The sequence below is a fragment of the Aliiruegeria lutimaris genome, assembly GCF_900099935.1.
GTDB lineage: Bacteria > Pseudomonadota > Alphaproteobacteria > Rhodobacterales > Rhodobacteraceae > Tropicimonas > Tropicimonas lutimaris.
The window spans coordinates 41,101-64,898 of the sequence record NZ_FNEK01000001.1; the positions used below are offsets into that span (position 1 = coordinate 41,101).

29 protein-coding genes and 1 tRNA gene are annotated in these 23,798 nt (G+C 63.1%); 9 read left to right on the forward strand and 21 right to left on the reverse strand.

All coding sequences use genetic code 11. The annotated features are described in order from the left end of the window. Window positions 1-4 precede the first annotated feature (4 nt). Window positions 5-1,771 (forward strand): multiheme c-type cytochrome, encoded by a 1,767-nt coding sequence (locus BLR85_RS00235; RefSeq protein ID WP_093147116.1) that lies wholly within the window; start codon window positions 5-7, stop codon window positions 1,769-1,771. Continuing rightward, window positions 1,764-2,393, forward strand: a complete 630-nt coding sequence (locus tag BLR85_RS00240; protein ID WP_093147119.1) for a cytochrome b/b6 domain-containing protein — start codon at window positions 1,764-1,766, stop codon at window positions 2,391-2,393. The genes BLR85_RS00235 and BLR85_RS00240 overlap by 8 nt, the downstream gene beginning before the upstream one ends. A gap of 42 nt (window positions 2,394-2,435) precedes the next feature. Here the strand turns inward: BLR85_RS00240 and BLR85_RS00245 are convergent, their stop codons facing one another. Beyond that, window positions 2,436-4,511 (reverse strand): YjhG/YagF family D-xylonate dehydratase, encoded by a 2,076-nt coding sequence (locus tag BLR85_RS00245; protein ID WP_280138455.1) that lies wholly within the window; start codon window positions 4,509-4,511, stop codon window positions 2,436-2,438. A gap of 170 nt (window positions 4,512-4,681) precedes the next feature. On the opposite strand from BLR85_RS00245, the gene BLR85_RS00250 reads away from it, so the two are divergent. After that, on the forward strand, window positions 4,682-5,437 hold the full coding sequence (locus tag BLR85_RS00250; protein ID WP_093147125.1) for an IclR family transcriptional regulator: 756 nt from the start codon (window positions 4,682-4,684) through the stop codon (window positions 5,435-5,437). 238 nt (window positions 5,438-5,675) lie between these two features. Here BLR85_RS00250 and BLR85_RS00255 read toward each other — a convergent pair whose 3' ends face one another. From BLR85_RS00255 to BLR85_RS00280, 6 genes are all read right to left on the reverse strand, one after another. Continuing rightward, window positions 5,676-5,915, reverse strand: a complete 240-nt coding sequence (locus BLR85_RS00255) for a hypothetical protein (RefSeq protein ID WP_139188276.1) — start codon at window positions 5,913-5,915, stop codon at window positions 5,676-5,678. Between the two features lie 296 nt (window positions 5,916-6,211). Then, the gene (locus tag BLR85_RS00260) at window positions 6,212-6,418 is read right to left on the reverse strand and encodes a cold-shock protein (protein ID WP_093147131.1); all 207 of its coding nucleotides are present in this window, start codon (window positions 6,416-6,418) and stop codon (window positions 6,212-6,214) included. A 167-nt stretch (window positions 6,419-6,585) separates the two neighbouring features. After that, window positions 6,586-6,813, reverse strand: a complete 228-nt coding sequence (locus BLR85_RS00265; RefSeq protein ID WP_093147134.1) for a hypothetical protein — start codon at window positions 6,811-6,813, stop codon at window positions 6,586-6,588. 152 nt (window positions 6,814-6,965) lie between these two features. Then, complete coding sequence (locus BLR85_RS00270) at window positions 6,966-7,214, reverse strand: ParB N-terminal domain-containing protein (RefSeq protein WP_093147137.1); 249 nt, start codon at window positions 7,212-7,214, stop codon at window positions 6,966-6,968. A gap of 88 nt (window positions 7,215-7,302) precedes the next feature. After that, entirely contained in the window at window positions 7,303-8,124 is an 822-nt protein-coding gene (locus tag BLR85_RS00275) for a transglutaminase-like domain-containing protein (RefSeq protein ID WP_093147139.1), read from the reverse strand. Between the two features lie 588 nt (window positions 8,125-8,712). Beyond that, window positions 8,713-8,789 (reverse strand) — tRNA-Arg (locus tag BLR85_RS00280). A 167-nt stretch (window positions 8,790-8,956) separates the two neighbouring features. On the opposite strand from BLR85_RS00280, the gene BLR85_RS00285 reads away from it, so the two are divergent. Beyond that, a complete protein-coding gene (locus BLR85_RS00285; protein ID WP_170844402.1) occupies window positions 8,957-10,054 on the forward strand; it encodes a ligand-gated ion channel in 1,098 nt (365 codons plus the stop codon). Window positions 10,055-10,095: 41 nt separating this feature from the next. On the opposite strand, the gene BLR85_RS00290 is transcribed toward BLR85_RS00285, so the two are convergent. The 12 genes from BLR85_RS00290 to iscR form a co-directional block, all read right to left on the reverse strand. Then, on the reverse strand, window positions 10,096-11,316 hold the full coding sequence (locus BLR85_RS00290; RefSeq protein WP_093147146.1) for a cysteine desulfurase: 1,221 nt from the start codon (window positions 11,314-11,316) through the stop codon (window positions 10,096-10,098). Further along, window positions 11,316-11,924 (reverse strand): YIP1 family protein, encoded by a 609-nt coding sequence (locus BLR85_RS00295; protein WP_093147149.1) that lies wholly within the window; start codon window positions 11,922-11,924, stop codon window positions 11,316-11,318. The genes BLR85_RS00290 and BLR85_RS00295 overlap by 1 nt, the downstream gene beginning before the upstream one ends. Window positions 11,925-11,934: 10 nt before the next feature. Then, window positions 11,935-12,441, reverse strand: coding sequence for a YIP1 family protein (locus BLR85_RS00300; RefSeq protein WP_139188277.1), 507 nt, complete (start codon window positions 12,439-12,441; stop codon window positions 11,935-11,937). A gap of 3 nt (window positions 12,442-12,444) precedes the next feature. Further along, window positions 12,445-13,740, reverse strand: a complete 1,296-nt coding sequence (locus BLR85_RS00305) for a SufB/SufD family protein (RefSeq protein WP_093147156.1) — start codon at window positions 13,738-13,740, stop codon at window positions 12,445-12,447. A 1-nt stretch (window position 13,741) separates the two neighbouring features. Further along, window positions 13,742-14,497 (reverse strand): Fe-S cluster assembly ATPase SufC, encoded by a 756-nt coding sequence (gene sufC, locus BLR85_RS00310; protein WP_093147159.1) that lies wholly within the window; start codon window positions 14,495-14,497, stop codon window positions 13,742-13,744. Window positions 14,498-14,682: 185 nt separating this feature from the next. Then, the gene (locus tag BLR85_RS00315) at window positions 14,683-14,958 is read right to left on the reverse strand and encodes a hypothetical protein (RefSeq protein WP_093147161.1); all 276 of its coding nucleotides are present in this window, start codon (window positions 14,956-14,958) and stop codon (window positions 14,683-14,685) included. Between the two features lie 76 nt (window positions 14,959-15,034). After that, window positions 15,035-15,346: a heavy metal-binding domain-containing protein gene (locus tag BLR85_RS00320; RefSeq protein WP_093147164.1), complete on the reverse strand. Its 312-nt coding sequence runs from the start codon at window positions 15,344-15,346 to the stop codon at window positions 15,035-15,037. Then, window positions 15,346-15,849: a cupin domain-containing protein gene (locus BLR85_RS00325; RefSeq protein ID WP_093147167.1), complete on the reverse strand. Its 504-nt coding sequence runs from the start codon at window positions 15,847-15,849 to the stop codon at window positions 15,346-15,348. Before BLR85_RS00325 ends, BLR85_RS00320 begins: the two co-directional genes overlap by 1 nt. Next, window positions 15,846-16,031, reverse strand: coding sequence for a hypothetical protein (locus tag BLR85_RS00330; RefSeq protein WP_093147171.1), 186 nt, complete (start codon window positions 16,029-16,031; stop codon window positions 15,846-15,848). Before BLR85_RS00330 ends, BLR85_RS00325 begins: the two co-directional genes overlap by 4 nt. 31 nt (window positions 16,032-16,062) lie before the next feature. Next, window positions 16,063-17,586 (reverse strand): Fe-S cluster assembly protein SufB, encoded by a 1,524-nt coding sequence (gene sufB, locus BLR85_RS00335; RefSeq protein ID WP_093147173.1) that lies wholly within the window; start codon window positions 17,584-17,586, stop codon window positions 16,063-16,065. A gap of 45 nt (window positions 17,587-17,631) precedes the next feature. Continuing rightward, window positions 17,632-18,675: a cysteine desulfurase family protein gene (locus tag BLR85_RS00340; RefSeq protein ID WP_093147176.1), complete on the reverse strand. Its 1,044-nt coding sequence runs from the start codon at window positions 18,673-18,675 to the stop codon at window positions 17,632-17,634. Window positions 18,676-18,782: 107 nt separating this feature from the next. Further along, entirely contained in the window at window positions 18,783-19,247 is a 465-nt protein-coding gene (gene iscR, locus BLR85_RS00345; RefSeq protein ID WP_093147180.1) for a Fe-S cluster assembly transcriptional regulator IscR, read from the reverse strand. 156 nt (window positions 19,248-19,403) lie between these two features. Between iscR and BLR85_RS00350 the strand changes: the two genes are divergently transcribed. From BLR85_RS00350 to BLR85_RS00365, 5 genes are all read left to right on the forward strand, one after another. Beyond that, entirely contained in the window at window positions 19,404-20,057 is a 654-nt protein-coding gene (locus BLR85_RS00350) for an alpha/beta hydrolase (RefSeq protein WP_068314446.1), read from the forward strand. A gap of 9 nt (window positions 20,058-20,066) precedes the next feature. Further along, on the forward strand, window positions 20,067-20,288 hold the full coding sequence (locus BLR85_RS00355) for a hypothetical protein (RefSeq protein ID WP_093147182.1): 222 nt from the start codon (window positions 20,067-20,069) through the stop codon (window positions 20,286-20,288). A gap of 38 nt (window positions 20,289-20,326) precedes the next feature. After that, complete coding sequence (locus BLR85_RS28955; protein WP_170844403.1) at window positions 20,327-20,473, forward strand: hypothetical protein; 147 nt, start codon at window positions 20,327-20,329, stop codon at window positions 20,471-20,473. 155 nt (window positions 20,474-20,628) lie between these two features. Then, the gene (locus tag BLR85_RS00360; RefSeq protein WP_093147185.1) at window positions 20,629-20,823 is read left to right on the forward strand and encodes a hypothetical protein; all 195 of its coding nucleotides are present in this window, start codon (window positions 20,629-20,631) and stop codon (window positions 20,821-20,823) included. Between the two features lie 94 nt (window positions 20,824-20,917). Beyond that, window positions 20,918-21,499 (forward strand): HD domain-containing protein, encoded by a 582-nt coding sequence (locus tag BLR85_RS00365; protein ID WP_093147187.1) that lies wholly within the window; start codon window positions 20,918-20,920, stop codon window positions 21,497-21,499. On the opposite strand, the gene BLR85_RS00370 is transcribed toward BLR85_RS00365, so the two are convergent. Beyond that, window positions 21,426-22,481 carry a hypothetical protein gene (locus BLR85_RS00370; protein WP_170844404.1) on the reverse strand — a complete coding sequence of 352 codons (1,056 nt, stop codon included), beginning with the start codon at window positions 22,479-22,481 and terminating at the stop codon, window positions 21,426-21,428. The genes BLR85_RS00365 and BLR85_RS00370 overlap by 74 nt on opposite strands. Window positions 22,482-22,533: 52 nt before the next feature. Continuing rightward, window positions 22,534-23,595, reverse strand: a complete 1,062-nt coding sequence (locus BLR85_RS00375; protein WP_093147193.1) for an HlyD family secretion protein — start codon at window positions 23,593-23,595, stop codon at window positions 22,534-22,536. Between the last annotated feature and the right edge of the window lie 203 nt (window positions 23,596-23,798).

Genomic DNA, 23,798 nt, shown 5'->3' on the forward strand with positions numbered 1-23,798 from the left:
AAACATGCCAGGACATGTGTTCCTCCGCCTGACTGTGGCGGTGGGTCTGGCCGCGACACTCGCCACAACAGCGTTGGCACAGTCCGACACTCCGGCACAAGATCCCGCCGTGTCACCGCCCGCCACCGCAGCGGCTGTCCCGGTCTCAACCGCCGATCACAGCCGGTTCGACGCGCTGGCAGGCCCCTTCACGACCGCACAGGAGGTCAACGAGGCTTGCCTGCCGTGCCATAATACCGGGCCCGAGCAGCTCCACGGCACGCTCCATTTCTCCTGGTCCTGGCCTGCTGCGAGCTCCGGACAAGCGGCCGATGCCAGCGCTATGGCCGGCGGCATGCTGCATGTCGCCAACGGTTTCCTGCTCTCCACGCCGTCGAACCTCGACGCCTGCAGCTCCTGCCACATCGCAGGAACCCGCTTCGAGGATCCGGCTGTGCTCGACGCTTCCAGCGCCCCGGTGGCGCCGGTCGACTGCATGAGCTGCCACGAGCCGACGGGCCAATGGACCGTCGCCAATTTCCACGAGGACGGCGCGGCCTGCTCGATGTGCCATGACGAACGGCTTCGCGGCGATACACCGGAGGTGAAGGATTTCGTCTTGGCGGCCAAATCGGTCGGCCCCTCCACCAATGCAAGCTGCGGCGCCTGCCATTTCAATGCCGATGGCGGCCAGGGCGTCAAGCATGGCGACCTCAACGCCGATCTGCTCGCCCCCCCGCCAACGCTCGACGTGCACATGGCGGCAGCGCCCGAAGGCGCCGGTTTCACCTGCAGCACCTGCCACACCACGACCGAGCACGCCCTTGCCGGAAGCCGCTACGCCGGTGGGCCGGGCGCGAGGCCGGAAAGCCCGGCATTGGTCGGGGCCGCGGCCTCCTGCCAGGGCTGCCATGGAGCCATGCCACATGACGCGATCAAGCGCGGCGTGCGGCTTGACCGGCATATCAGCACCGTCGCCTGCGAGACCTGCCACATCCCGTCCATCGCACGCGGCGAAACGGCCACGCGCGTCTTCTGGGACTGGTCGACGGTCGGCAAGCTGGGCCGTGACCGCAAGCCGATGGCGCAAAAGCAGAAGGACGGCCGCATCACCTACACGACCGAGAAAGGTCATCTCGAGGTCGCCCGCTCCTTTGCTCCGGACTATATCTGGTCCGACGGCATGCTCGACATGCATCGCCCCGGCACGCCGCTTCCGGCCACCGGAGCGACAGAAATCGACGGCGTCGAGCCTGGCAGGGACGCCAGCACCGAGCTCGCGCTCATCAAGGACGCTTTCGCCGACGCGCCCTGGATCGCCTCCTATTCGGGCGAGCCGGTCTCGGAGGATGCGCGGATCGTCCCGGTCAAGATCATGCATTCGGTGGTGCCCATCGACGCCGAAAACCGCGCCCTCGCGTCGGTGAAGTTCTCCGGCCGCAGCGGCGACGCGTTATGGAACCGCTTCCGCTGGGAGAACGCGGTCGAGGCCGGCATGGAGGCGGCCGGCCAGCCCTTCAGCGGCGAAGTCGCCTTCACGCCTGTCCGGCAGATGATCCCGGTCAACCACATGGTTGCCCCCGCTGAAGTGGCGCTGCAATGCCCCGCCTGCCATAGCTCGGACGGGCTGCTGGAGGAGCTTCCCGGCGGTTTCCTGCCCGGGCGCGACCGGTATGACTGGCTCGACAAGGCAGGGCTGCTGCTGCTTGCAGGAACGCTTGGCGCGGTCCTGTTCCATCTTGTTCTGCGGCTCGGTTTCGCACTGTTCCACAGGGGGAAGCGTCATGGCTGATACGTCTCAGAACCCCCGGGGTGTCTATATCTTCCACCGTTTCGAACGGTTCTGGCACTGGTCGCAAGCGGCGCTGATCCTGTTCCTGATGGCGACCGGGGCCGAGATTCACGGGTACTGGAGCTGGCTCGGTTTCGAACGCGCACTGGAACTGCACATCGTTGCCGCTTTCACGCTGATTGTCCTTTGGGCTTTTGCCATCTTCTGGCATCTCGTTGCCGGTGAGTGGCGTCACTACGTGCCGACCACCAAGGGGTTGTGGAAGGTGATTTCCTTCTATGCAACGGGCATTTTCTTCGGCGAACCGCATCCGTTCCGACCGAGCCCCAAGCGCAAGCACAACCCGATGCAGACCATAGCCTACCTGAGTTTCAAGGTATTGATGGCGCCCGCGCTCTGGATCTCGGGCCTGATCCTGTGGGCCTATAGCAGGTATCCCGAGATCTATCCTGAAGCGTTGCCGATAATCTGGGTCAACGCCCTGCACGTTGCCGGAGCTTTCCTCATCGCCGCGTTCCTGATTGCGCATCTCTACCTGATCACAACCGGCGAGACGGTGTTCGCGCAGCTCAGGGCGATGATCACGGGCTGGGATCGGCACGCCCAGGACGAGGAAGACTGATCTTCAAGCGCGGCGTATCGCGCGGCACCGCTGCGGGCGGCCTCACACGGCGGGTTCTGATGCCGCCCTGGCCTCCAGAGCCTTCCGGCCGGCTGCCAGCACCTCTACTATTCGGTCGGTATCGAAGACGCAGCCGCGCCAGGTTCCACCGCTTGCGGCCTGAAGCGCGGCCCAGAGACGCGTGTCCTCCGGCAGCTTGCCCGCCGGGGAAAGCTCTGGATGGGGCGGGCGCGCGGCGAGGATCGCGGCGCCCTTCCCGGGACTCACTTCCGTTTCGGGGCCGCCGAGGAAGTTGACGCTCCCCTCAAGTTTCACACAATCGACGACGATTTCGATCAGGTCGCCATCCCGGAGCTTGCCGAGCGGCCCGCCCGCCAGCGCCTCCGGCCCGACATGGCCGATGCAGGCGCCGGTGGACACGCCCGAGAAGCGCGCATCGGTGATCAGCGAGACATGCTTGCCCCAGGAGACATGCTTGAGCGCGGCGGTGAGCTGGTAGGCTTCCTCCATGCCGGTTCCCGAGGGGCCACCGCCCATCACCACCATGATGTCGCCGGGCGCGATATCCCCGCCCTTGATGGCGCGGATCGCGGCGTTCTCGGAGGTAAAGACCTTGGCCTGCCCCTTGTGATGAAAGACCCCGTCCGCGTCGATCTTGGAAGGGTCGATGGCCGTCGATTTGATGACCGACCCCTCCGGGGCGATATTGCCGACCGGGAAGGTGATGGTGGAGGTCAACCCGCGCGCCTTCGCCTGTGCGGGGCTCATGATAACGTCATCGGGTTCGACCCGGTCCCGCGCGAGGAGTTGCTCGCGGAAGCGGCGGCGCCGCTCGGAGGCCTCCCACCAGTCGAGATTCTCGCCCAGCGTCCTGCCAGTCACCGTCAGCGCGTCCAGGTGCAACAGGCCGAGCGTGCGCAGATGGAGCATCACTTCGGGCGCCCCGCCCGCCAGAAAGGCCCGCACCGTCGGGTGATAGACCGGCCCGTTCGGGATCACAGAGACGAGCCGCGGCACGCGGCGGTTGATCCGCGTCCAGTCCGTCACATCGGGGGTCTTGCATCCCGCGGCGTGGGCGATGGCCGGGAGGTGCAGCAACAGGTTGGTGGAACCGCCGAAGGCCGCGTGGACCACCATCGCGTTCTCAATGGCCTTGTCTGTCAGGATGTCCTTCGTGCGCACCCCCTTCGCGTCGAGCGCGATGGCCGCGCGTGCAGCGGCGCGGGCGTGGTCGAACCAGCCAGGCTGGCCGGAGGGGGCCAGCGCGGAATGCGGCAGCGCCATGCCGAGCGCTTCGGCGACCACCTGCGAGGTGCCCGCCGTGCCGAGGAACTGGCAGCCGCCGCCGGGCGAGGCACAGGCCTTGCAGCCGAGCCATGCGGCATCTTCCAGCGACAGCTCGTTATTGGCAAAGCGCGCGCCGATGGTCTGGACCTTGCCGGCGTCATCTCCCTTCGTCGGCGGCAGGGCCGATCCGCCGGGGACGACGATCGTGGTGTGATCGCGCATCGCGGCCAGTGCCATCATCAGCGCCGGCAGGCCCTTGTCACAGGAGGCGACGCCGACCACGACATTGCATGTTGGCAACGAGCGGATGAGCCGCCGAAAGACGATGGCGGAGTCGTTGCGATAGGGCAGCGAGTCGAACATGCCCGTGGTGCCCTCGGTCCGCCCGTCACAGGGGTCGGACACGAAGGCGGCATGTGGCAGCCGCCCGGCCTCGGCGATCACACCGGCCGCTTCGGCCATCAATTCCTGAATCTCGTAGTGGCCGGTATGCAGGCCAAGCGCTATCGGCGAGCCGTCCGGGTTGCGAATGCCGCCGGTGGTGCCGATCAACAGGACTTCCCGCCGGGTCAGCTCCTCCGGTTTCCAGCCCATGCCCGCGTTCAGCGTCATCGCGAAGACATCGCCCGACGGGTGGTCGCGCAAAAGCTCCGACGTCAGCGGCAGCACGCCCTCGGGGCCCGGCGCATGGGTCTTCACGTTATAGATATCGTCGCGGGACTGATCGATAAGCTCGTCCATGGACATGCCATTTTCCTCGAACTGGAGCGTCGCGGGCCGGTATGGGCTCGGCTCGGAGGTGACATGCCCTGCCCCGCTTCCCGCCGACATCTTTACCGGCTTGCCGGCCATTTGTTCTATATTATAGAACTTGATTTTGTATTACAGAACGTATTATCAAGGCCTCGGGACACGAAAGGCTCACCGCTTCTGGCGGTCACTTTGCCGCAATTCCGGGCCGCATCTCCGTGGCGTTCGCCGCCACCTGTCACAGGTAGAGCATGCCAATCATCCAATCCGTGCAGCGCGCGCTTCAGATCCTCGACCTTTACGACGAGGCCACGCCCGAACTGAAGATCACCGAGATCAGCAACCGGCTGGGCCTGCACAAGAGCACCCTGCACGCGCTGCTCAAGACCCTGCAGGAACAGGGATATATCGACCAGAACGCGGAGAACGGCAAATATCGGCTGGGGTTGAAGCTGGTCGAGCGCGGCACGCTGGTGGTGAATTCCATCGACCTTCGGGGCCGGGCCAACCCGTTCCTCGCCGCGTTGTCGCGGCGCACAGGAAAGACCACCCATCTGGGCATTCTCGATGGCAGGGATGGGGTCTATTTCGACAAGATCGAGGGCCGGGGCGAGTTGATCGCCTATTCCCGCATCGGGCGGCGTCTTCCGGTGCATTGCACCGCAATCGGCAAATCTCTGCTGGCGTGGCGTCCCCTCGAAGAGGTCCGCAACCTGTTGATGGATCATTCGTTCAGCGCGGAAACGGAGAACACGATCTCCGGTCTCGACGCATTTCTGGCTGAACTCGGCAAGGTCCGCGCGCAGGGGTTCGCCCTTGACGAGGAAGAACTCCGCAACGGTGTGCTTTGCGTGGCGGCGCCCATTTTCGATCACGCGGGGCATGTCGCGGCGGCCGCTTCGCTTTCGACGCTGACGCTGGACACGACGCGACGGCAGTTCGACGCACTGATCCCGGAGGTCCGGGACTGCGCAAGGGCGATCTCGGAAGCGATTGGCCGGGGATAGCGCTCGGTTCGGGCGACTGAAACCCGGGCTCCGTAGGGACCGCCTGCCCTCTTCCAGCCCGCACCGCATGTGTGGTGGCATTGCCCTCGGAGGGAACCGTCAGGCCGCGGTCTACTGACTGGAAACCGAAGCGGTCAGACCCGAAGAGCGGGAGCAGACGGCAGCCTAGAGCGCATCAGATAATGACCGACGCTCTGGGAACAGTTCGGGGATCGGCAAAATGCCGATCCGGCGCCGATCACGTCCAGCTGGCTTCGCGTTCCAGGGCATCGGCGGGCTCAAGACCGCACCAATAGCATACCGCGGCCAGCGCGTTGGCGCGCAGGTTGTTGGCGAAACGGATTTCCGTGTAAATGTCGCAAGCCTCGTCTACCGGCCGCGGCTCCGAAGGTGCCGGGCCAAGGCGCGCGATGAGGCGCGAGAGTTCGAAGTGAATGTTCTTGATAGTGCTCTGATTTTTCAATTTTTTTCCGTTCATCGTTGGAATGGGTACAGGCCGTGAAGTGCCGGCCCGTGGAATAGGTCATCAGCTATTTGGATGGCTATTGAGTGTCGGAGGCGCTTGCGTTGTGTCGCCGCTCCGAGAGGTCGCTATCCGCCGAGATGTCGGCCGACGCGTTCCATTTGAATGCCACTGCCAGGATGATGAGAAGTACGAGAACGATCTGAGGCGCGAGATCCGCGTGGCGATGGTTCAAGTTTGCCCTTTCGCTGAGCATCTGTTCTCACGGGGCAGTAGGCGGAGCTGGGGCGCTCAGTGAGCGCCCCGGCAAATCAGGCAAGAGCCAGATTGGTAGCGGACTCACGTCCGTCGCGGCCGGATTCGATGTCGAAGGTTACCTTCTGACCATCGTCAAGGGCCGACAGACCGGCGCGCTCAAGGGCGCTGATGTGGACGAACACGTCGCGTTTGCCACCTTCGGGCTCGATGAAGCCGAAACCTTTAGTTGCGTTGAACCATTTTACGGTGCCATTAGCCATCGTAAAGTCTCCTGTTATTTTGCTGCCCGCGGAAATGCGGCAGCCCGGCTCAGTAACATCAATTTCGATACTGAAGCCGTGTGAGGGAGACAGAGGTCAAAGAGATAACGTCGCTCAGATCAAATGGGGCGTATTGATCCCAAAAGCAAGGGCTAATAGCGAATTGGTCAAAAATCGAGTTTGATTTCCTCGAACCCGATCATCTTTTCGAAATCGGCAATCGCCGTCGCCACGTCGCCATAGGTTCCCATCAGGCGGTCCCTGTGGTCGCGGAGTTCGACGGTACCGCCGCTAACCTCCACCACGGATCCAACGACCGCACCGTCGATGATAAGTTTCTGGGTGTTGGCCATTTGCGCCGTCTTCACGACGCTGATCTGCTTTCGAGGTGCCATGTCTCATCTCCCGGGTTGAAACCGGCCCGAAGAATCAGGGCAAGCCAATTCCCCAAGAACACATCCGGCTCGACAACACCACCGGATTCACGCGAGGGCTTGCCGGGCAATACATAAACACCGAGGCCCAGGCCCGTGCCGTTTCGCGCCGCTCAGTGCAGGCGCGCGCCCACGAGGTACCCGACGATCGACTCCTCTCCGAGCGAGCGGAGCGCTTCGAGGCGGTGGAAACCCTCGATCAGGATGAACCTCTCGCCGTCTTTGCGAACGCGGATCGGCGTGGTCTGTCCGTTCTCCAAAATGCTCTCGGCGATTTCCAGAACCTTCTCCTGGTCCAGGGTTTTGATCCGTTTGACCGGAACATGGATCTTGGCGATCGGGAAGGAGGTTTTCTTCAGCATTTCTTCATCCCCTTAAAAACTGGACAATCTGGATCGGTCCGGGCCGCAGCCGCGTGCCCGGCTCCGCGTATGCGCGTCTGGTCGCAGGTCATGCCAAGGGCCCGCCATCCGCCTGGTCGATCCAAACCTGGAAACCCGAAAGCTGATGCTCGCCGAAACTGTGCGTCAGTGGCACGTCGGCCGCATCGCGCCCCCGCGCGATCAGAACCCGGCCGAAACGCGTGTCATTGTTGCGTGGATCGAAAACCCACCACTGCCCGCCGAGATAGACTTCCATCCAGGCCGCGAAATCCATTGGCGCATAAGGCGGAGCCTGGCCGACATCACTGATATACCCCGTGCAGTAGCGTGCCGGGATGTTGAGGCAGCGGCATAGCGTTATGGCAAGGTGGGTGAAGTCGCGGCAGACGCCGACGCTTTCATTCAAGGTTTCCGCTGCCGTGCGCGTTGCCCGGGAATGCTGGTATCCGAAGCTCACCCGTTCATGGACGAAATCGCAGACCGCCTGAACCCGTTGCCACCCCAGCGGTTCCTGGCCGAACTGTTTCCACGCAAAGGGGGACAGGATATCCGTTTCGCAATAGCGGCTCGGCAGCAGAAATGTCAGTACGTTGCTCGGCAAGCTTTCGACGGAAATCTGCTCGGCATTGAAGCCCGTTGGATCGGATGCTCCCGAATCCCGGATCGTGGCGGCCGTGGACACCGAGAAAGGTCCGGCGGGCGCGAGCAGCCGATTACACCAGTTCCCGAAACTATCGCGATAGCTCTCGATTGGAACGGCCGGCTCGGTGATAAGCCGGTCCGGCTGTTCCAGATCGCTGACCCTTGAATAATGGACATTCAGGAGCAGGATCATCGGTGTCGCTGACGGCAGCCAAAAGCTGAGCCGACAGCCGAGTTGCAGGCGCATAGGGATAAACTTTCTCGCCGATGCCAAGGAAGGAATGATCGGCGGTTACGGTGTCGATAGCCTTAGCACATCGATTTGTCGCTGTCGCGGAAGTCGTTCTTCGCTGCGACGCGCAGCCGGCCTCATTGGGATGGGAGCCGGTGGCAGCCGCCAACATTTCTCACGACCGGACCCAATCTGTACTCATCCAGTCGACCTCCGCTCGCACGCGGCGCGTCCAAGACGTTCAACCGCCCGCAGGCGCTGGACGGGTTCACTACGAAGAATTCCTCTTCCAGCAGAAGGGCCGAAGCCGGGGAAGCGCTGCTGTGACTGCTTTCGCCTCCTGATGGCGGGATGGAAACGCCCATCAAATGGCCGACCGTCTTGCCGGCATTACAGTCGTTGCCCCTGAGGTAGACTTGGATCGCAAAATCGCCGTTCGGGCGTCGGAGGCTCCGCCCCACCGTCGGCCTCGCGATTCCGGATACGACAACGCGGCGCCGAATTCTTGCGCGTTCCGGCCGAAGGTGGGGGAACCACTGGGGGAACGAGCCCCCAGGCGGCTCAAAGCTCCAACCAAAAACAATAGCTTAATGGATTTTCGCATGGCGGTCGCTACAGGATTCGAACCTGTGACCTTCGCCTTCGGAGGGCGACACTCTATCCAGCTGAGCTAAGCGACCGTGAGCCGGGACCTAGCAACTCGCGCGCGGCTTTGCAAGCGGTTCGCGACGCCGCGTCGGCAATAGGCACAGGACGTGACAATCCATCTTCTCGACGAAGAGCAGGCTTGCAATATGGACCCGGATCATCTGATCTGACGGAAAGCTGGCAAACGATGGATCTTGTTGTGCTTTCCTTACTTCGCGCCGCCTGCGGCATTTTTCTGGTCGCCGCAATTGGCGTCCTCTATCCCGCACCGGTCAAGGCGCAGGATGATCCTCTGACCGGCCTGGACGCGATGCTCGACGAGGCCGCCCCGGAAGAACCCCTGCGCGTTGGTGTCGGGGTCAAGATTACCCAGATCACCGGCGTCGACCAGAGGGCCGAGAATTACGGCGTCGTCGCCCGGGTACGCATGAAATGGAAAGACGAAGCGCTCGCCTTCGATGCAGAAGAAGTCGGGCGCTCGATCAAGACCCTTTCGGCGAAAAATTTCGCCGAAAAAGCCCGCGAACTCGGCGTGAATATTCCCGCGGCCACCATCGAGAACCAGCAAAGTCGCAGCTTCGTCAAATCCGCCACCGTCTCCTGGTTTCCCGATGGCACGGCGCTCTACAATGTAGAGGTCATCCTGACGCTGCAGGCCCCCGATTTCGATTTCCGGCGCTTCCCCTTCGACCACCAGAATTTCTATTTCCGCATCATCGGCAACGCCCCCACGGATTTCATCCAGTTCGAGCCGCTGGCCGAGGCCAGCGGCTTGGGCGACACGCTGGGCGAGGAAGAATGGGTGATCACCAATTACTGGACCGAGGTGGACGAGGCCGAGGGCATCTCCGGCTTCACCTCCTCGCGTTTCTCGCTCGGCTTCTCGGCCCATCGCCACCTGTTCTACTACTGGGCGCGGATCTTCGTGCCGGTGATCCTGATCATCATCATCGGCTGGGCAAACCTGTTCCTTGAGGAATACCGCCGCCGGATCGACATTGCCTCAGGCAACCTGCTCGCCTTCATCGCCTATAACTTCACCATTTCAGGGGAGTTGCCGCGGCTTGGCTACGTGACCTTCATCGATTCGTTGATGATGGCTGTCTTTGTCATATCGGTAGCGTCGGTCGTCTACAACGTTGCTCTGCGACGCCTGTCGATGGCTGGCATGGAAGAAAGGGCGCGCGCCATAGACTGGCACACGACCCATTGGGGGTATCCGGTGCTATTCATCGGCACCATTCTGGTTCTGCGGCAGATCTTCTTCGTGGAGAGCACGCTGATCGCTGTTCTCTGACCGCTTTCCCATGCCTCGAACAGGGCCTGCTCACGTCCCGATCAGGCAAAAAGCTCGTGGCAAAGCTCCAGCGCCTCGATCAGGGTATCGACCTCTTCGGTCGTGTTGTAGAGCCCGAAGGAGGCCCGGCAGGTCGCCGTCAGGCCCAGATGGTCCATCAGAGGGCCGGCGCAATGATGGCCCGCGCGCACGGCCACGCCCTTCTTGTCGAGCACGGTCGAGATGTCGTGCGGGTGCGCGCCCCCCTGCAGCGTGAAGGAGAATATCGCGCCCTTGGTCGCGGAATTGCCCTGCACGTTGAGCCAGTTCAGCCCGTCGAACCGGGAGCGGGCGTAATCGCACAAGGCACGCTCATGGGCGGCGACATTCTCCATGCCCAGCCCCATCATGTATTCCAACGCCACGCCAAGGCCGATCTGCTGGACGATCCCCGGGGTGCCGGCTTCGAATTTCATCGGCGGATCGTTATACTCGATCTGGTCCTTGTGGACATGGCGGATCATGTCGCCACCGCCGAGGAAGGGGCGCATCTCGGCCATCCGCTCCTTGCGGATATGGATCGCGCCGGAGCCGGAGGGGCCATAGAGCTTGTGGCCGGTGATGGCATAGAAATCGGCGCCGATCTCCTCGACATCCACCGGGGAATGCACGCAGGCCTGCGAACCGTCTACCACCACAGGAACGCCCTTCTCATGTGCGCCCTCCACGATGGTCTTCACGTCCACGACCGTGCCCAGAACGTTGGACATATGCGTGATCGCCACCAGCTTGGTCTTCGGTCCGATCGCGTCGATCACCGCCTGCGGGTCCAGGTCGCCATTGACGTCGATATCGACCCATTTCAGCACCACACCCTGCCGCTCCCGCAGGAAATGCCATGGCACGATATTGGCGTGGTGCTCCATGACCGAGAGCACGATCTCGTCGCCCGCTTTCAGCCGCGGCATGGCCCAGCTATAGGCGACAAGGTTCAGCCCCTCGGTGGAGCCGGAGGTCATGACGATCTCGTCGGGGTCCTTCGCGCCGAGAAACCGCGCCACGATCCCGCGCACACCCTCGTATTTCTCGGTGGCGAGGTTGGAGAGGTAATGCAGGCCCCGGTGCACGTTGGCATATTCCTCGGCGTAACCGCGCGTGACCGCGTCGATCACCGCCTGCGGCTTCTGTGCGGAGGCGCCATTGTCGAGATAGACAAGCGGCTTGCCGTTCACTTCGCGCGACAGGATCGGAAAATCGCGGCGGACCGTCTGGACGTCGTACATCAGGGCGTAACTCCAAAGAACAGCGCGGAGATGAACCCGGTCAGCACCGCGACCAGCACCAACAACGTCAAGAAAGCGATGATGATACCGAAAAAGACAACCATGGCGTTCTCGAACCCGTGCAAGGCGCAGACGAACTGCGTCAGCACGAAGAAATAAAGAACGATCATGGCAATGAGCAGCATGGACAGCACCGCCGGCAGGACGAGCCCTAGGGCCATCCCCGCAAGCGCCATGAACAGCAGAAAGAACTGGTGCCAGGCCACGAGCGCCAGAGCGCCGTCAAGTGTTCCCCTGCCCCCGAGCCACTGGCCCAGGAAGGTGATCGCATAGACGGTCACGACCGAACTGATCAGCTGTCCGATCGCCACCGGGATCGGGCGGGCGTACATTTCCTGCATTGCGACAGAGGCAGGGTCCGTCGGATCGGCCGGCACCGCCAGCACCAGCCCGACCACCAGAACAACCGTCAGCAGCACAGCCGCAACCAGCGCCTCCCACAGATTTCGCCGCGGGATATCCAGCGCAAGGATATATTCGGCCGTCCGGCGCGGAGCGCGGATCGTCTCATAGACAAGTCTGGGAATGCCGGGAAGGGTGTTGCTCATGTCGGTGCTTTCAGCTCGCCGGGGCCGTTTCAGCCTCGAAGAGCGATATGGACCATAGGGCACAGAACGCAAGCCCTACAACGAAATCAACGGCCAAGAGCTCTGTTCCCGGCCCGAAACCGGTCTCGACCATGCCGCGCAGCAACATCAGCGGCGATACGGCCAGCACGGTCCAGAACAGAGCCGCGCGGGAGCCCAGATTGCTGCCCTTGCCGCCGAAGAGCCGCACCACTAGATGCGAGATCGCCGCCAACAGGTAAAAGATCAGCGGCCAGACGAAGAGCCAGGCGAAAAAGGTGATCCCCAGAAGCGCCTCGCGCGGCGGCGCGTCGGGCGCCGTGATCGGCATGTTCAGAAGCCCCGGCACCTGGCCGATGAAGATGATGAGACATCCCGTAAGCAGGTAAATCATCACCCGCGCCTCCGGCCTGTGATCGCAGGCCAATCTCTCCAACAGGCGCCGCATCACCCGACGCGGCGCCCGGTAGGTACGCAGGATTTCTTGCGTGGCTGACAAGGCTTATCCCCGGCGACGCTGCAGCCAGCTTTCGAGCCGGCTCAGCACATCGGCGGCAATCGCTTCGTCCTCGATCTCCTCCAGCGCCTCGGCAACGAAAGCGATGACCATCAGGTCGGTCGCGATGTCCTTGGGCACCCCGCGCGAGCGCAGGTAGAAGAGCCCTTCCTCGTCGATCGCGCCCGAGGTGGAGCCGTGCGAACAGACCACGTCATCGGCATAGATCTCCAGTTCCGGCTTGGCGAGGAACTGGCTGTCATCGTCGAGCAACAGCGACTGGCTGATCTGGTAGCCATCGGTTTTCTGCGCGCCGTCCTTCACCAGGATCTTTCCCTGGAACACGCCCACGGCGCCGTTGCGAAGAACCTTCTTGTAGACCTGCCGGCTCTCGCAGTTCTCCGCGTCATGGGTGATGAACACGGTGTCGTCATGGTGGAAGTCGCCGGTGGCGCCATCGCCGAGCGCGGCGCCTGCCACATGGGCCACGGCGTCGTCGCCCGTCAGCTCGATCACCGCCTCGTTGCGCGTCAGCGCACCGTTGACCGTCAGCGTGAAGCTCTTGAACACGCTCTCCTTGCCGAGGCGGGCAAAGATATGCGTCGCCGCGCGCCGCTCATGCGCCCGGCCCTGCGTGCGTACATGGTGGAAGGCGCCGCCATCGGCGATCTCCACTTCCATCACCTTGTTGAGCCGCGCTGCTGCCGGACCGTTTTCCAGCAGCGTCAGATCCGCGCCAGCTTCGATCTTCACAACGTGATGGAAGATCGCGTCCGAAGAGGTCGATTCCTGAAGATATACCAGGCTGACCGGCTTCTCGGCCTTGCCGGTTACCCGGATCACCATCCCGTCGGCAGCATAGGCCGTGTTCAGCGCCGCAAGCGGGCGCTCGACCGGCGACTGCCCACGCGTTTCCAGAACGCCATAAAGATCGCGCGCCCAGTGGATGTCCTTCGCCCCGGCCTCGGACAGCGGTTCGATCTCGACCCCGGCCAGCGACAGCTCGTCCGAGGCCTCCGCATCATAGACACCATCGACGAAGACGATCTTCAACCGGTCGATCTCGCCGAAAACGGTCGGCTCATAGGTCTCGAATGTCGAGGCTTCCCGCGCCCCCGGCTCCACCAGCGTCTCGGGACGGGTGTATTTCCAGTATTCGTCGCGCCTATGCGGCAGGCCCATGGCCTCCACCCGGGCCCGGGCGGACGTCCGCGCCTCGCTGATCCAGGCCCCGCCCTCGGGCAGGCTCATCGCAGCCAGCCGCGCGCCCGTCGCATCCAGTTTCTGTTGCGGCAACGCCATTTCACGCCTCCTCGTTCAGAAGATGCGCGTAGCCCTGCGTCTCGACTTCCAGCGCAAGGTCCGGCCCGCCGGTCTTGATGATCCGGCCATCGGCCATGATATGCACCACGTCCGGCTTGATGTGGTCGAGCAGACGCTGGTAGTGCGTGATCACAAGGAAGGAACGCCCCTCACTGCGCAGCGCGTTGACGCCTTCGGAAACAAGCTTCATCGCGTCTACGTCGAGGCCGGAATCGGTCTCGTCGAGAATGCACATCTTCGGCTCCAGCATCGCCATCTGCAGGATCTCGTTGCGCTTCTTCTCACCGCCGGAGAAGCCAACGTTGACCGGCCGCTTGAGCATGTCGGCATCGATCTTCAGCGTCTTGGCCTTTGCCCGGATCAGCCTGAGGAAATCGCCGGAGGAAAGTTCCTCCTCGCCACGCAGCTTGCGCTGCGCATTCACCGCCGTGCGCAGGAAGGTCATGTTGCCAACACCGGGGATCTCGACCGGGTATTGGAACGCCAGGAAGAGGCCCGCCGCCGCGCGCTCCTCGGGTTCCATCTCCAGCAGGTCCTCGCCAGCCAGCGTTGCTTCGCCGTCGGTCACCGTGTAGCCATCACGTCCTGAAAGCACATAGCTCAGCGTCGACTTGCCCGAACCGTTCGGCCCCATGATCGCATGCACCTGGCCCGATTCCACGGTCAGGTCGACGCCCTTGAGGATCTGCTTGCCCTCTTCTTCAAGTTCAACGTGCAGGTTCTTGATTTCCAGCATTTTCTTACCTCATGCAAAGAAGGCCGCACGCCCAGTGGCGCCAGCCCTCGTCATTCCGACAAAACCGATCCCGGCCCGCCCAAAAGGCGCGCCCGCCGGCTCCGGGGCACCGCCCCATATCTTCATCTTTCCAAAAATATCTCCGCCGGAGGCACGATCCGCAGGATCGTTACGGCGCAACGACCTCACACGTCCAACGTGCTCTCCCAAAGCTCGGAAACGGCCGAGAAATCGCCCGAGCTGATCTGCGCGAACAGCTCCGGCTGCATCTGCGCGAACACCCAGAACAGCCCCAGCAGAAGCGCGACGGACATCACGAAGACCACCCGCTTCTGCCCGGAATTGACCGACCGCCTCCGCGTCCTTGCCGCGCGATCCGGCATCAACACGCCATCCGGCGCCCAGGTCTTCCCGCTTTCGATCCGCTGCAAACGTTCCAGGAATGCTTGATCTGCCGACATGCCTCTCGCTCCGGGGTTGTTCGCCTCGGTGTCGGGATGCCTGCAGATCGCGGCAATATTTAGACGAAATAAGCACTTAAGCGAGCCTGACCGCCGTGCCGGAGGCCGACACCATCAACATGTTGTTGATCACCTCGTAATCGAGATCGACCCCTACAACAGCATCGGCCCCAAGCGCCGCCGCACGTTCCTCCAACTCCCCAAGCGCCGTGGCCCGCGCCTCGCCGAGGCTCTTCTCATAAGCGCCCGACCGGCCGCCGATAATGTCCGTGATCCCGGCAAAGACATCCCGGAACACATTTGCCCCTAGGATCGCCTCGCCCACGACGATGCCGCAATACTCGGTGATCTGGCGCCCCTGGATCGCAGGCGTGGTGGTCACGATCATCAGGTCTCCCCTTCCCAATAGTTCCGGCCATCCTCGAGCCGGCCGACGAAGCGCAGATGCGCGTTCTGAAAATCCGCCCCCGGCGCCACGGCAAAGGCCGCAAATTTCCCGCTATCGGGATATTCGCAGACATCCGGGTCCTGCGTTGTCGAGATCCCCAGGTACCGCAGCACGGTCTCACCGGTATTTACCAGCTGATGCGCCGTCTGCGGACCGCCCTTCGGTGCCGCGCAGAGAGATCCGGCGCGAACGGCGAATTCCGCCTCGCCGAAGCGATAGACCCCCTCGCCCTCCAGGATGACAAAGAGCTCGTCATTGCCCAGGTGGTTATGGAAAGGGAAGGCCCGCTTGCCCGGCGCCACCTCGATCAGCATCGCGCCCAGCCCCGTGAGCCCAAGAGGCGCGCCGAGAGGAACGACAGATGCGCCGAAACGCTCCGACGGCTCCTTCGGTCCGATCGGGAAACCCTTGGCCTCGTCGAGATGGATCACGGGCGTACTCATTTCCGTCCCTCATGTTCCCGCAGCACGCCACGGGCGAAAAGCGAGCCGCAAAACCCGGAGATTGCGGCGATGATCGCCACGTTCAGCCCGATCAGCGGTGGCAGGACATAGTCTACCCCCACCGCGAACACGGCGCAGAACACCCCCGTCAGGATGGCCGGCAATAGAAAGGTGCGGAACATCGGCAAATTCTCCCGTGTCGAGGCGGCCGCCTCAGCCCACAGAGCCCTCAAGCGAGATCGCCACCAGTTGCTGTGCCTCCAGCGCGAATTCCATCGGAAGCGCCTGGAGCACGTCGCGACAGAAGCCGTTCACCACCAGCGCCACCGCCTCTTCCTCGTCCATGCCGCGGCTCCGGCAATAGAAGAGCTGGTCGTCATCGACCTTGGACGTGGTCGCCTCGTGTTCGGCCCGGCTCGAGTTGTTCTTCACCTCGATATAGGGAACCGTGTGCGCGCCACACTCACTTCCGATCAGAAGGCTGTCACATTGCGTGTAGTTGCGCGATTCCTTGGCCTTGGGATGCATCGAGACCAGCCCGCGATAGACGTTCTGCGACTTGCCCGCCGAGATCCCCTTGGACACGATCCGGCTCTTGGTGTTCTTGCCAAGGTGAATCATCTTGGTGCCGGTATCGGCCTGCTGGTGGTTGTTGGTAATGGCGATGGAATAGAACTCGCCCTGGCTCTCCTCGCCACGCAGGATGCAGGAGGGGTATTTCCAGGTGATCGCCGAGCCGGTCTCAACCTGCGTCCACATCACCTTGGACCGATCGCCCCGGCAATCGGCACGCTTGGTGACAAAGTTGTAGATGCCACCCTTGCCTTCCTCGTCGCCCGGGAACCAGTTCTGGACGGTGGAGTATTTCACCTCCGCATCGTCCATGATCACGATCTCGACCACGGCGGCATGAAGCTGGGCCACGTCGCGTTGCGGCGCGGTGCAGCCTTCGAGATAGCTCACATAGGAGCCCTTCTCGGCGATGATCAGCGTGCGCTCGAACTGGCCGGTGTTTTCGGCGTTGATGCGGAAATAGGTGCTGAGTTCCATCGGGCAGCGAACGCCCTCGGGCACGTAGACAAAGGAGCCGTCCGAGAAGACCGCCGAGTTCAGCGTCGCAAAGTAGTTGTCGGTAGTCGGCACCACGGAGGCGAGGTATTTTTTCACCAGCTCGGGATGCTCACGGATCGCCTCGGAGATCGAGCAGAAGATGACGCCGGCCTGGGCCAGCTCCTTCTTGAAGGTCGTGCCGACGGAGACGGAATCGAACACCGCGTCCACGGCGACCTTGCGGCCCTCTTGCGGGGTCTCTCGAACGCCCTCGACACCGGCCAGGATCGCCTGCTCCTTGAGCGGGATGCCGAGCTTGGCATAGGTCTCCAGCAGCTTCGGATCGACCTCGTCGAGCGATTTCGGCTTCTCCTTCATCGAAGCCGGACGGGCATAGTAGTACTGGTCCTGATAGTCGATATGCGGGATCTTGAGCATCGCCCATTCGGGCATTTCCATCTGCTGCCAGCGGCGGAAGGCCTCGAGGCGCCATTCGAGCATCCACTCGGGTTCCTCGTTGCGCTCCGAGATCAGGCGCACGATATCCTCGTTCAGTCCCTTGGGCGCGCGCTCTTCCTCGATCTCGGTTTCCCAGCCGTGCTTGTAGGCGCCCATGTTCCGGACGGTTTCGACCGTCTCCCGGTCCACACCTTCCCGAACTTCCAGTTGCTCTTCGACTACGGTCATCGCAGATCCATTCCTGTCATGGGCAGCAGGCGCCGCCCCGGCGGCTCATCCCGCCCTAGCCTTCATTTTCCGGTACTGCTTGCTCCAGCTTTCCGCGAAGCGCAGCACCTCGTCTTCCGTCGTATCCGGCCCGATCGAAACGCGGATCGCGCAACTCGCAGCCGTCTCGTCATATCCCATCGCGCGCAGCACCCGGCTCGCCCTGACCTTGCCCGAAGAACAGGCCGAGCCCGCCGAAATGGCAAAGCCCGCAAGGTCCATCTGCATAACCTGGGTCTCGCCACGCCAGCCGGGAACCACGATGCAGGAGGTGTTTGGGAGTCTCCGCGCCGATTTCCCGACAAAAATAATCTCTTTTATCGAAGATGCCAGAGCTTTTTCTAGAATGTTTCTAAGTTTCTCGGTTTTTTCCCAGGCGCCGGCCTCCAGATCGCGCTGCGCCGCGACCGCCGCGGCTGCGAACCCCGCGATTCCAATAAGGTTTTCCGTCCCCGAGCGCCGCCCCATCTCCTGGCCACCTCCAAGGATACGCGACGATACGTCAAGCCCGCGGCGCAAGACCAATGCCCCGATACCCTTCGGCCCGCCCAGCTTGTGGGCAGAAATCAGAGCCATGTCGCAGCCCGACCAGTCGAAGGCGACGGGAATCTTGCCAAAGGCCTGCGTCATGTCGCTGACGGCAAGCCCCTGCGGCAGATCCTGAATCACACCGGTCTCGGAATTCGCAAGCTGCAGCGTGGAGCACTCCGGCGCCGTGACCTGAACGCGACCGTCAGTGTCCACAGACAAGCTGTCCTCGACCCAGGCCCCGACCGCATCATGCTCGACACCGCTGCCGGCAAGGCCACGCCCGGCCAACGCAAGTGCCGCCGCCTCGGTTGCCCCGGAGGTAAAGACGATATCGGCCGCCTGCGCCCCGAGCGCCTCTGCAACCTGGCTGCGTGCGCGCTCGATCAGCCCCTTCGCGGCGCGCCCCTCCGCATGAACGGAAGACGGGTTGCCCACGAGCTCCATCGCGTCGACCATCGCCGCTTTCGCCTCGGGCCGCAGCGGCGCGGTGGCATTCCAGTCGAGATAGCTCCGTTTCATCCGTCCCTTCCGATCCGTTTGCCCGGCGAAAGTCTTTCGCCAGGCGGGGCCAGGGGCGCGCCCCCCCCCCGCCCCTACCGCGACGCCGTCAGGCGGCGTAAAATCTCTCAGCTATCATCGTCCTCAACCTGAAACAGTGACGGAACTGCCGGACAGGGCGCTAGGTCATTTCCCACGACATCCGAAAGCCGCGCCTGATGCAGGTAGACATAGACATGGGCCGAAAGCCCTTCCCAGAGCCGGTTGTTGAGCGATTGTGCCCGGCTCCCGGACACGCCGCCCTTGGCGCCGGCGCCCGTGTGCAACGCGCTCACGGTCTCGTCCACGGCGGCCAGCACTTCGGACACCCGGATCAGCTCTGCCGCGCGACCAAGGCGATACCCGCCCCCCGGCCCGCGTACCGATTCCACCAGCCCCGCGCGGCGCAGCTTGACAAAAAGCTGTTCGAGATAGGGCAGCGAAATATCCTGTCGCTCTGATATCTCCCCGAGCGTGACCAGTTCGTCATCCGCGGCCAGCGCGAGATCGGTCAACGCCACCATCGCGTAGCGCCCTTTGGTACTGAGTTTCATGGCCCAACCTCCCGCAAAACTTGACGTCACCGGCAGGGAGGCTTAACTGCCTCTCGCTGCATGAATCATCATGACGGCATTCGTTGACGATCTAGATTGCCTGACCGAAAGGGTCAACAGCCCCGGCCCAGGCCCGCGACAAGGAAAAAGGCAAACATGCCCGAGGTGATCTTTCCCGGACCCGAAGGGCGGCTTGAGGGCCGCTATCACCCGCAAAAGGAAAAGGACGCCCCCATCGCGATCATCCTGCATCCGCATCCTCAATTCGGCGGCACGATGAACAACAAGGTCGTCTACAACCTGCATTACACGTTCCACAAGATGGGCTTCACCGTCTTGCGGTTCAACTTCCGCGGCGTGGGCCGCAGCCAGGGCGAGTACGATCAGGGCATAGGCGAGCTTTCGGATGCCGCCTCCGCGCTCGACTACCTGCAGTCGATGAATCAGAACGCCAAGCATTGCTGGGTCGCCGGCTTCTCCTTCGGCGCCTGGATCGGCATGCAGCTTCTGATGCGTCGCCCCGAGATCACCGGTTTCATCTCCGTCTCGCCGCCGGCGAACATGTATGACTTCTCGTTCCTCGCGCCCTGCCCCTCCTCCGGGCTGGTCATCAACGGCACCGCCGACCGAGTTGCACCGCCCAAGGACACGCAGACGCTGGTCGCCAAGCTGCACGAGCAAAAGGGCATCACCATCACCCACGAGGAGATGGAAGGCGCCGGCCATTTCTTCGAAGAGCCGTATATGCAGCCGATGCTGGACCATGTCGAAACCTATGTCCGCCGCCGGCTGACCGAAAATACGCGCTGAGCCGGCAGCATGGGCGTTCTTGAAGATCTCGCCGACGCGCTGGCCAGGGATGCGATCGATGCCAGCGAAAAACTCGGCAACGAGGACATCATCACCCAGGTCGCAAAGCAACTCGGGGCGACCTCGACCACGATGGAGGAGACCTATCTCACCTCCATCCGTATCCGCCTCTCCGAACGCCGGGCACGCCGTTTCCTCGAAGCCCGCATGGCGCCGAAGAACCAGAGCTGAGCCATAACGGCCGGTCGTCCCGCGCGGGCGGCGTGCGAGTGCCGTCCGACAACCGCGACGACTACATCGAGCAGACCGAGCTTGGCGCCGATGCCTGGACCGAACTTGCTCGGGCCGGCCTCACCCAGATCGGCATTCACACGGTGGATATCCCGGTCGCGCAGGCCTTCACCGCACGCACGTGAGAGGAGTTTTCGAGCGATCCGCCTGAATTTTGTGCATTAGCGCGTAGTTTCATCGCCATGGGTCATGCAGCACGTTCGGAAGGCTCGCGATTCGAGAACCGCTTTTGCAGGTTGACGTGAGGGAGGACAGATCCGGGAAACCAAAGGAGCCCGCCATGTGTCTGACCACCGAAGCCCTCCTGCTATTCATCAACCTGCTGTCGCCCCAAATCGTCGAAATCGCCGATGACAGGGTCATCATCCACGCCGAGACGCGCGATGCAGTCTGGGAAGCACGCGCCGATCAGTGGTGCACCCAGGCGCCCCGGATCGACGCCGCCCTGCGCCTGAAGGCCGGAGAAGCGCTCTGATCGCGAGGGTCAATAGCAGGTCCTGCCGCCGTGGGACCGTCCTGCCCGCTCCGGGTGGCTTGCCAGCCCCGGGCGGGAAGCGTAGAGGCAAGGCATGACAGATCGCCTCTCCTCCCAATTCGCCTTTCTCGACGAAATCGACCGCCTCAAGGCCATCGAACGCGCCACGCCCATCGGGGACAATTCTCGCCCCGAGAACTCCGCCGAGCATTCCTGGCATATCGCCATGTATGCGCTGGTGCTCGCCGACCATGCCGGGCCGGAGGTCGACATCTCCCGCGTTATCAAGATGTTGCTCCTGCATGACATCGTCGAGATCGACGCGGGGGACATGCCGATCCACATGGCGCATGACGCCGAGGCGCATGCCGCCAAGGAAGCGGCGGCAGCCGAGCGGCTCTTTGGCCTGCTGCCCGCCGACCAGGCCGCGGAATTCCGCGCGATCTGGACCGAATTCGAGGCCGCCGAAAGCGCCGATGCCGTGTTTGCCAAGTCGCTCGACCGGGTTCAGCCGTTGCTGCAGAACCTCGCCGTCGGCGGCGGAAGCTGGATCGACTACAACGTGACCATGGATCAGATCGACACCCGCGTCGGGGTCAAGGTCAACCGCGGGGCGCCTCGGATCTGGCAATTCGTACGCGCCCGGGTCGCACCTTTCTTTTCGGCCTCCCGCTAGGGCCGCCCGGCCGCTTTTCGCGTTCGGGCAGGAAATAGTCGACAGCGACAAAGGCCGCCAGCACCCAGACAAGCGCCGTTCCGACCTGTATCAGGCGGGAAAGCATCTTGCCTTCCACATCTCCGCCGAAAGGCGCCATGGCGCCGCCGAACAGGACCAGCGCCGTTGACAACGCGCTGCCCGCGAGCGGGGCCGTGGCATGGCCCGAGGTAAACCAGCGCGCGAGGCCAAGGCAAAGCAGCCCGCTGACCAGCGCCATGAAGCCGAATTGCGTGTCCATCACCACAAGCTCGTAGTAAAAAATGGCCACAAGCCCACCGGCGATATTGGCCAGCAGCATCCCCTTGGCGACTGCGGGGCCGGCCCCGGTCGAGGCGGCAAGCTGCTGGGCGAGGATGGCGACAAAGATCAGCGAGAGGATCGCGCCGCTGTCGAACAGGATGAACAAGGCGACGAATGGCAGGGTCACCAACATCATCCGCAGCAACCGCCGCTCCGGATCGAAGGGCGGCGGGGTCTCGGCGGTGGTTGCAGCCGTATCCACGTTCTGTACGGCTGACGGAAACAGGGCAAACACGGTCCAGCAGGACAGCAGCGCGATCCCCATGTTGATCGGAAGCCAGAGCGCCAGCGTCCAGGCGATATCAAGGGAGAGCCGCGCCAGATAGGGCATCATCAGCGCCTCCATCAGCACGAGGATCACGAGCAGCGGCGATTTTCCAGAGACCGAGAGCGAGAATCCCCAGCCGATCAGAAGCACCTGCACCAGAAAGAAACTCGCCGGATAGGGCAGCAGGACGGAAAACACCCCGAAGCCCATCAGCAGTAGGGCAAAGGCGGTGGCGATCAATATCCCTCCCGCCTTCGGGCTCGGCGGAGACGGTGCCTGGAGAAAGAGCGCCGCGAAGACCGCACCGACAAAGGCGAAGGGCCAAGTAAACGCCATCCCGAGCACGAAAGGCATCCACACGCCCAGGGCCATCCGAAACCCCTGCCGTGTTGCCAGCCGTCTCGCCGCGCCCTCCGTTCCGGGATCAGTAGGCATAGGAGAGCCATGAAGCGAGCCGGATATACCACTTGCCGGCCAAGTTCAGCAGTGCGTTCCGGCCCGTGTATACAATGACATCGGCCTGCCCGTTGAGCTGAAGGGAGATATCGTCGCCGATTTCGGCTTTCTCGTACCCCGGCATGACGATGCGCACCGGGAAGCGCTGCGGATCCCGCATCCAGCCGGAATTGCGAGGGGGCGAAGACAGGCCGTCGGAGCCTTTCGATCCGACAGAGGCCGCGCCGCTGAAACTCTCCACCCGCCCTTCGAAAACCCTGCCGGGATGGATATCGAGCACGATCTCGGCCCGGTCGCCCGGCGACATCAGGCCGAGATTGTTCTCGGTCATATAGGCCTCGATCCAGACATTCTCGGAATCGACGAAGGTCATCAGCGGCTTGCCTGCCGCCGCATAGGCCCCCGGCGCGATATCGAGGTTGGACACCACTCCGGCGGCAGGCGCATGCAGCGCCGTCCATTCCAGCTTGAGCTCGGCATCGGCCAACGCCGCCAGCGCCTGCCGTACGCCCGGGTTGTCCTCCCCCGCCGGTCCGAGCTGCTCGCGGGCGCGGTCCAGGTCCGCCTCGGCGCCGGTCAGGGTGCTCTCGGCCTCGGCCAGCCGGGCGCGCGCATCGTCGCCGCGCGCCGCCGCGACCAGACCCTTCTTCTCCATCTCGAAAACGCGCGCGGTTTGCAGGCGGATATTCTCCAGATCGGCCGCGGCGCGGCTCACCTTTGCCTGCGCGCCTTCGACCTGGGCCGAGCCCGCCCCGATCTGTTGCAGGGCGTTTTGCAGTTCTGCCTGCGCCCGGTCGCGCGCAATTTCGTAGGGGCGCTGGTCGATCCGGGCGAGCACCGTTCCGGGTGTCACGAATTCTCCGTTGGCCGCCGAGATCTCGGTCACGATACCGGAAACCTGCGGTACGATCGGGGTGATCACGGCCTTGACGCGGGCATTGGAAGTAAAGGGGGTCTGCCGGTCCGCAAGCAGGTACCAGGCGAAAAGCAGCACGGCCAAGAGGCCCACAAGGCGAATGGTGGTCTTCACGTCTTATCCCCCCGAAACGGTCCAGTATTTTGGTCGACCCTACCGCCAAGCCTGTCATATCTCGATAGAAAAATCACCCGGGACAAACGGTTCCATGCCGGGCATGGCATCGTGTTCGACAGTGGCTTGTTGCGAAATCCGGCGACGCCACAGGCGTCCATCTCCGGCGACCTCGTGTTCGTCAGTGCATGTCCGTGAGTCGT

Excerpts from the sequence above, each read along its gene's own strand:
- BLR85_RS00235 (WP_093147116.1), top strand. The coding sequence starts at position 5 with ATGCCAGGACATGTGTTCCTCCGCCTGACTGTGGCGGTGGGTCTGGCC.
- BLR85_RS00240 (WP_093147119.1), top strand. The coding sequence starts at position 1,764 with ATGGCTGATACGTCTCAGAACCCCCGGGGTGTCTATATCTTCCACCGT.
- BLR85_RS00245 (WP_280138455.1), bottom strand. The coding sequence starts at position 4,511 with ATGTCGGCGGGAAGCGGGGCAGGGCATGTCACCTCCGAGCCGAGCCCA.
- BLR85_RS00250 (WP_093147125.1), top strand. The coding sequence starts at position 4,682 with ATGCCAATCATCCAATCCGTGCAGCGCGCGCTTCAGATCCTCGACCTT.
- BLR85_RS00255 (WP_139188276.1), bottom strand. The coding sequence starts at position 5,915 with ATGAACGGAAAAAAATTGAAAAATCAGAGCACTATCAAGAACATTCAC.
- BLR85_RS00260 (WP_093147131.1), bottom strand. The coding sequence starts at position 6,418 with ATGGCTAATGGCACCGTAAAATGGTTCAACGCAACTAAAGGTTTCGGC.
- BLR85_RS00265 (WP_093147134.1), bottom strand. The coding sequence starts at position 6,813 with ATGGCACCTCGAAAGCAGATCAGCGTCGTGAAGACGGCGCAAATGGCC.
- BLR85_RS00270 (WP_093147137.1), bottom strand. The coding sequence starts at position 7,214 with ATGCTGAAGAAAACCTCCTTCCCGATCGCCAAGATCCATGTTCCGGTC.
- BLR85_RS00275 (WP_093147139.1), bottom strand. The coding sequence starts at position 8,124 with ATGCGCCTGCAACTCGGCTGTCGGCTCAGCTTTTGGCTGCCGTCAGCG.
- BLR85_RS00290 (WP_093147146.1), bottom strand. The coding sequence starts at position 11,316 with ATGTACGACGTCCAGACGGTCCGCCGCGATTTTCCGATCCTGTCGCGC.
- BLR85_RS00295 (WP_093147149.1), bottom strand. The coding sequence starts at position 11,924 with ATGAGCAACACCCTTCCCGGCATTCCCAGACTTGTCTATGAGACGATC.
- BLR85_RS00305 (WP_093147156.1), bottom strand. The coding sequence starts at position 13,740 with ATGGCGTTGCCGCAACAGAAACTGGATGCGACGGGCGCGCGGCTGGCT.
- sufC (WP_093147159.1), bottom strand. The coding sequence starts at position 14,497 with ATGCTGGAAATCAAGAACCTGCACGTTGAACTTGAAGAAGAGGGCAAG.
- BLR85_RS00315 (WP_093147161.1), bottom strand. The coding sequence starts at position 14,958 with ATGTCGGCAGATCAAGCATTCCTGGAACGTTTGCAGCGGATCGAAAGC.
- BLR85_RS00320 (WP_093147164.1), bottom strand. The coding sequence starts at position 15,346 with ATGATCGTGACCACCACGCCTGCGATCCAGGGGCGCCAGATCACCGAG.
- BLR85_RS00325 (WP_093147167.1), bottom strand. The coding sequence starts at position 15,849 with ATGAGTACGCCCGTGATCCATCTCGACGAGGCCAAGGGTTTCCCGATC.
- BLR85_RS00330 (WP_093147171.1), bottom strand. The coding sequence starts at position 16,031 with ATGTTCCGCACCTTTCTATTGCCGGCCATCCTGACGGGGGTGTTCTGC.
- sufB (WP_093147173.1), bottom strand. The coding sequence starts at position 17,586 with ATGACCGTAGTCGAAGAGCAACTGGAAGTTCGGGAAGGTGTGGACCGG.
- BLR85_RS00340 (WP_093147176.1), bottom strand. The coding sequence starts at position 18,675 with ATGAAACGGAGCTATCTCGACTGGAATGCCACCGCGCCGCTGCGGCCC.
- iscR (WP_093147180.1), bottom strand. The coding sequence starts at position 19,247 with ATGAAACTCAGTACCAAAGGGCGCTACGCGATGGTGGCGTTGACCGAT.
- BLR85_RS00350 (WP_068314446.1), top strand. The coding sequence starts at position 19,404 with ATGCCCGAGGTGATCTTTCCCGGACCCGAAGGGCGGCTTGAGGGCCGC.
- BLR85_RS00355 (WP_093147182.1), top strand. The coding sequence starts at position 20,067 with ATGGGCGTTCTTGAAGATCTCGCCGACGCGCTGGCCAGGGATGCGATC.
- BLR85_RS00360 (WP_093147185.1), top strand. The coding sequence starts at position 20,629 with ATGTGTCTGACCACCGAAGCCCTCCTGCTATTCATCAACCTGCTGTCG.
- BLR85_RS00365 (WP_093147187.1), top strand. The coding sequence starts at position 20,918 with ATGACAGATCGCCTCTCCTCCCAATTCGCCTTTCTCGACGAAATCGAC.
- BLR85_RS00370 (WP_170844404.1), bottom strand. The coding sequence starts at position 22,481 with ATGGCCCTGGGCGTGTGGATGCCTTTCGTGCTCGGGATGGCGTTTACT.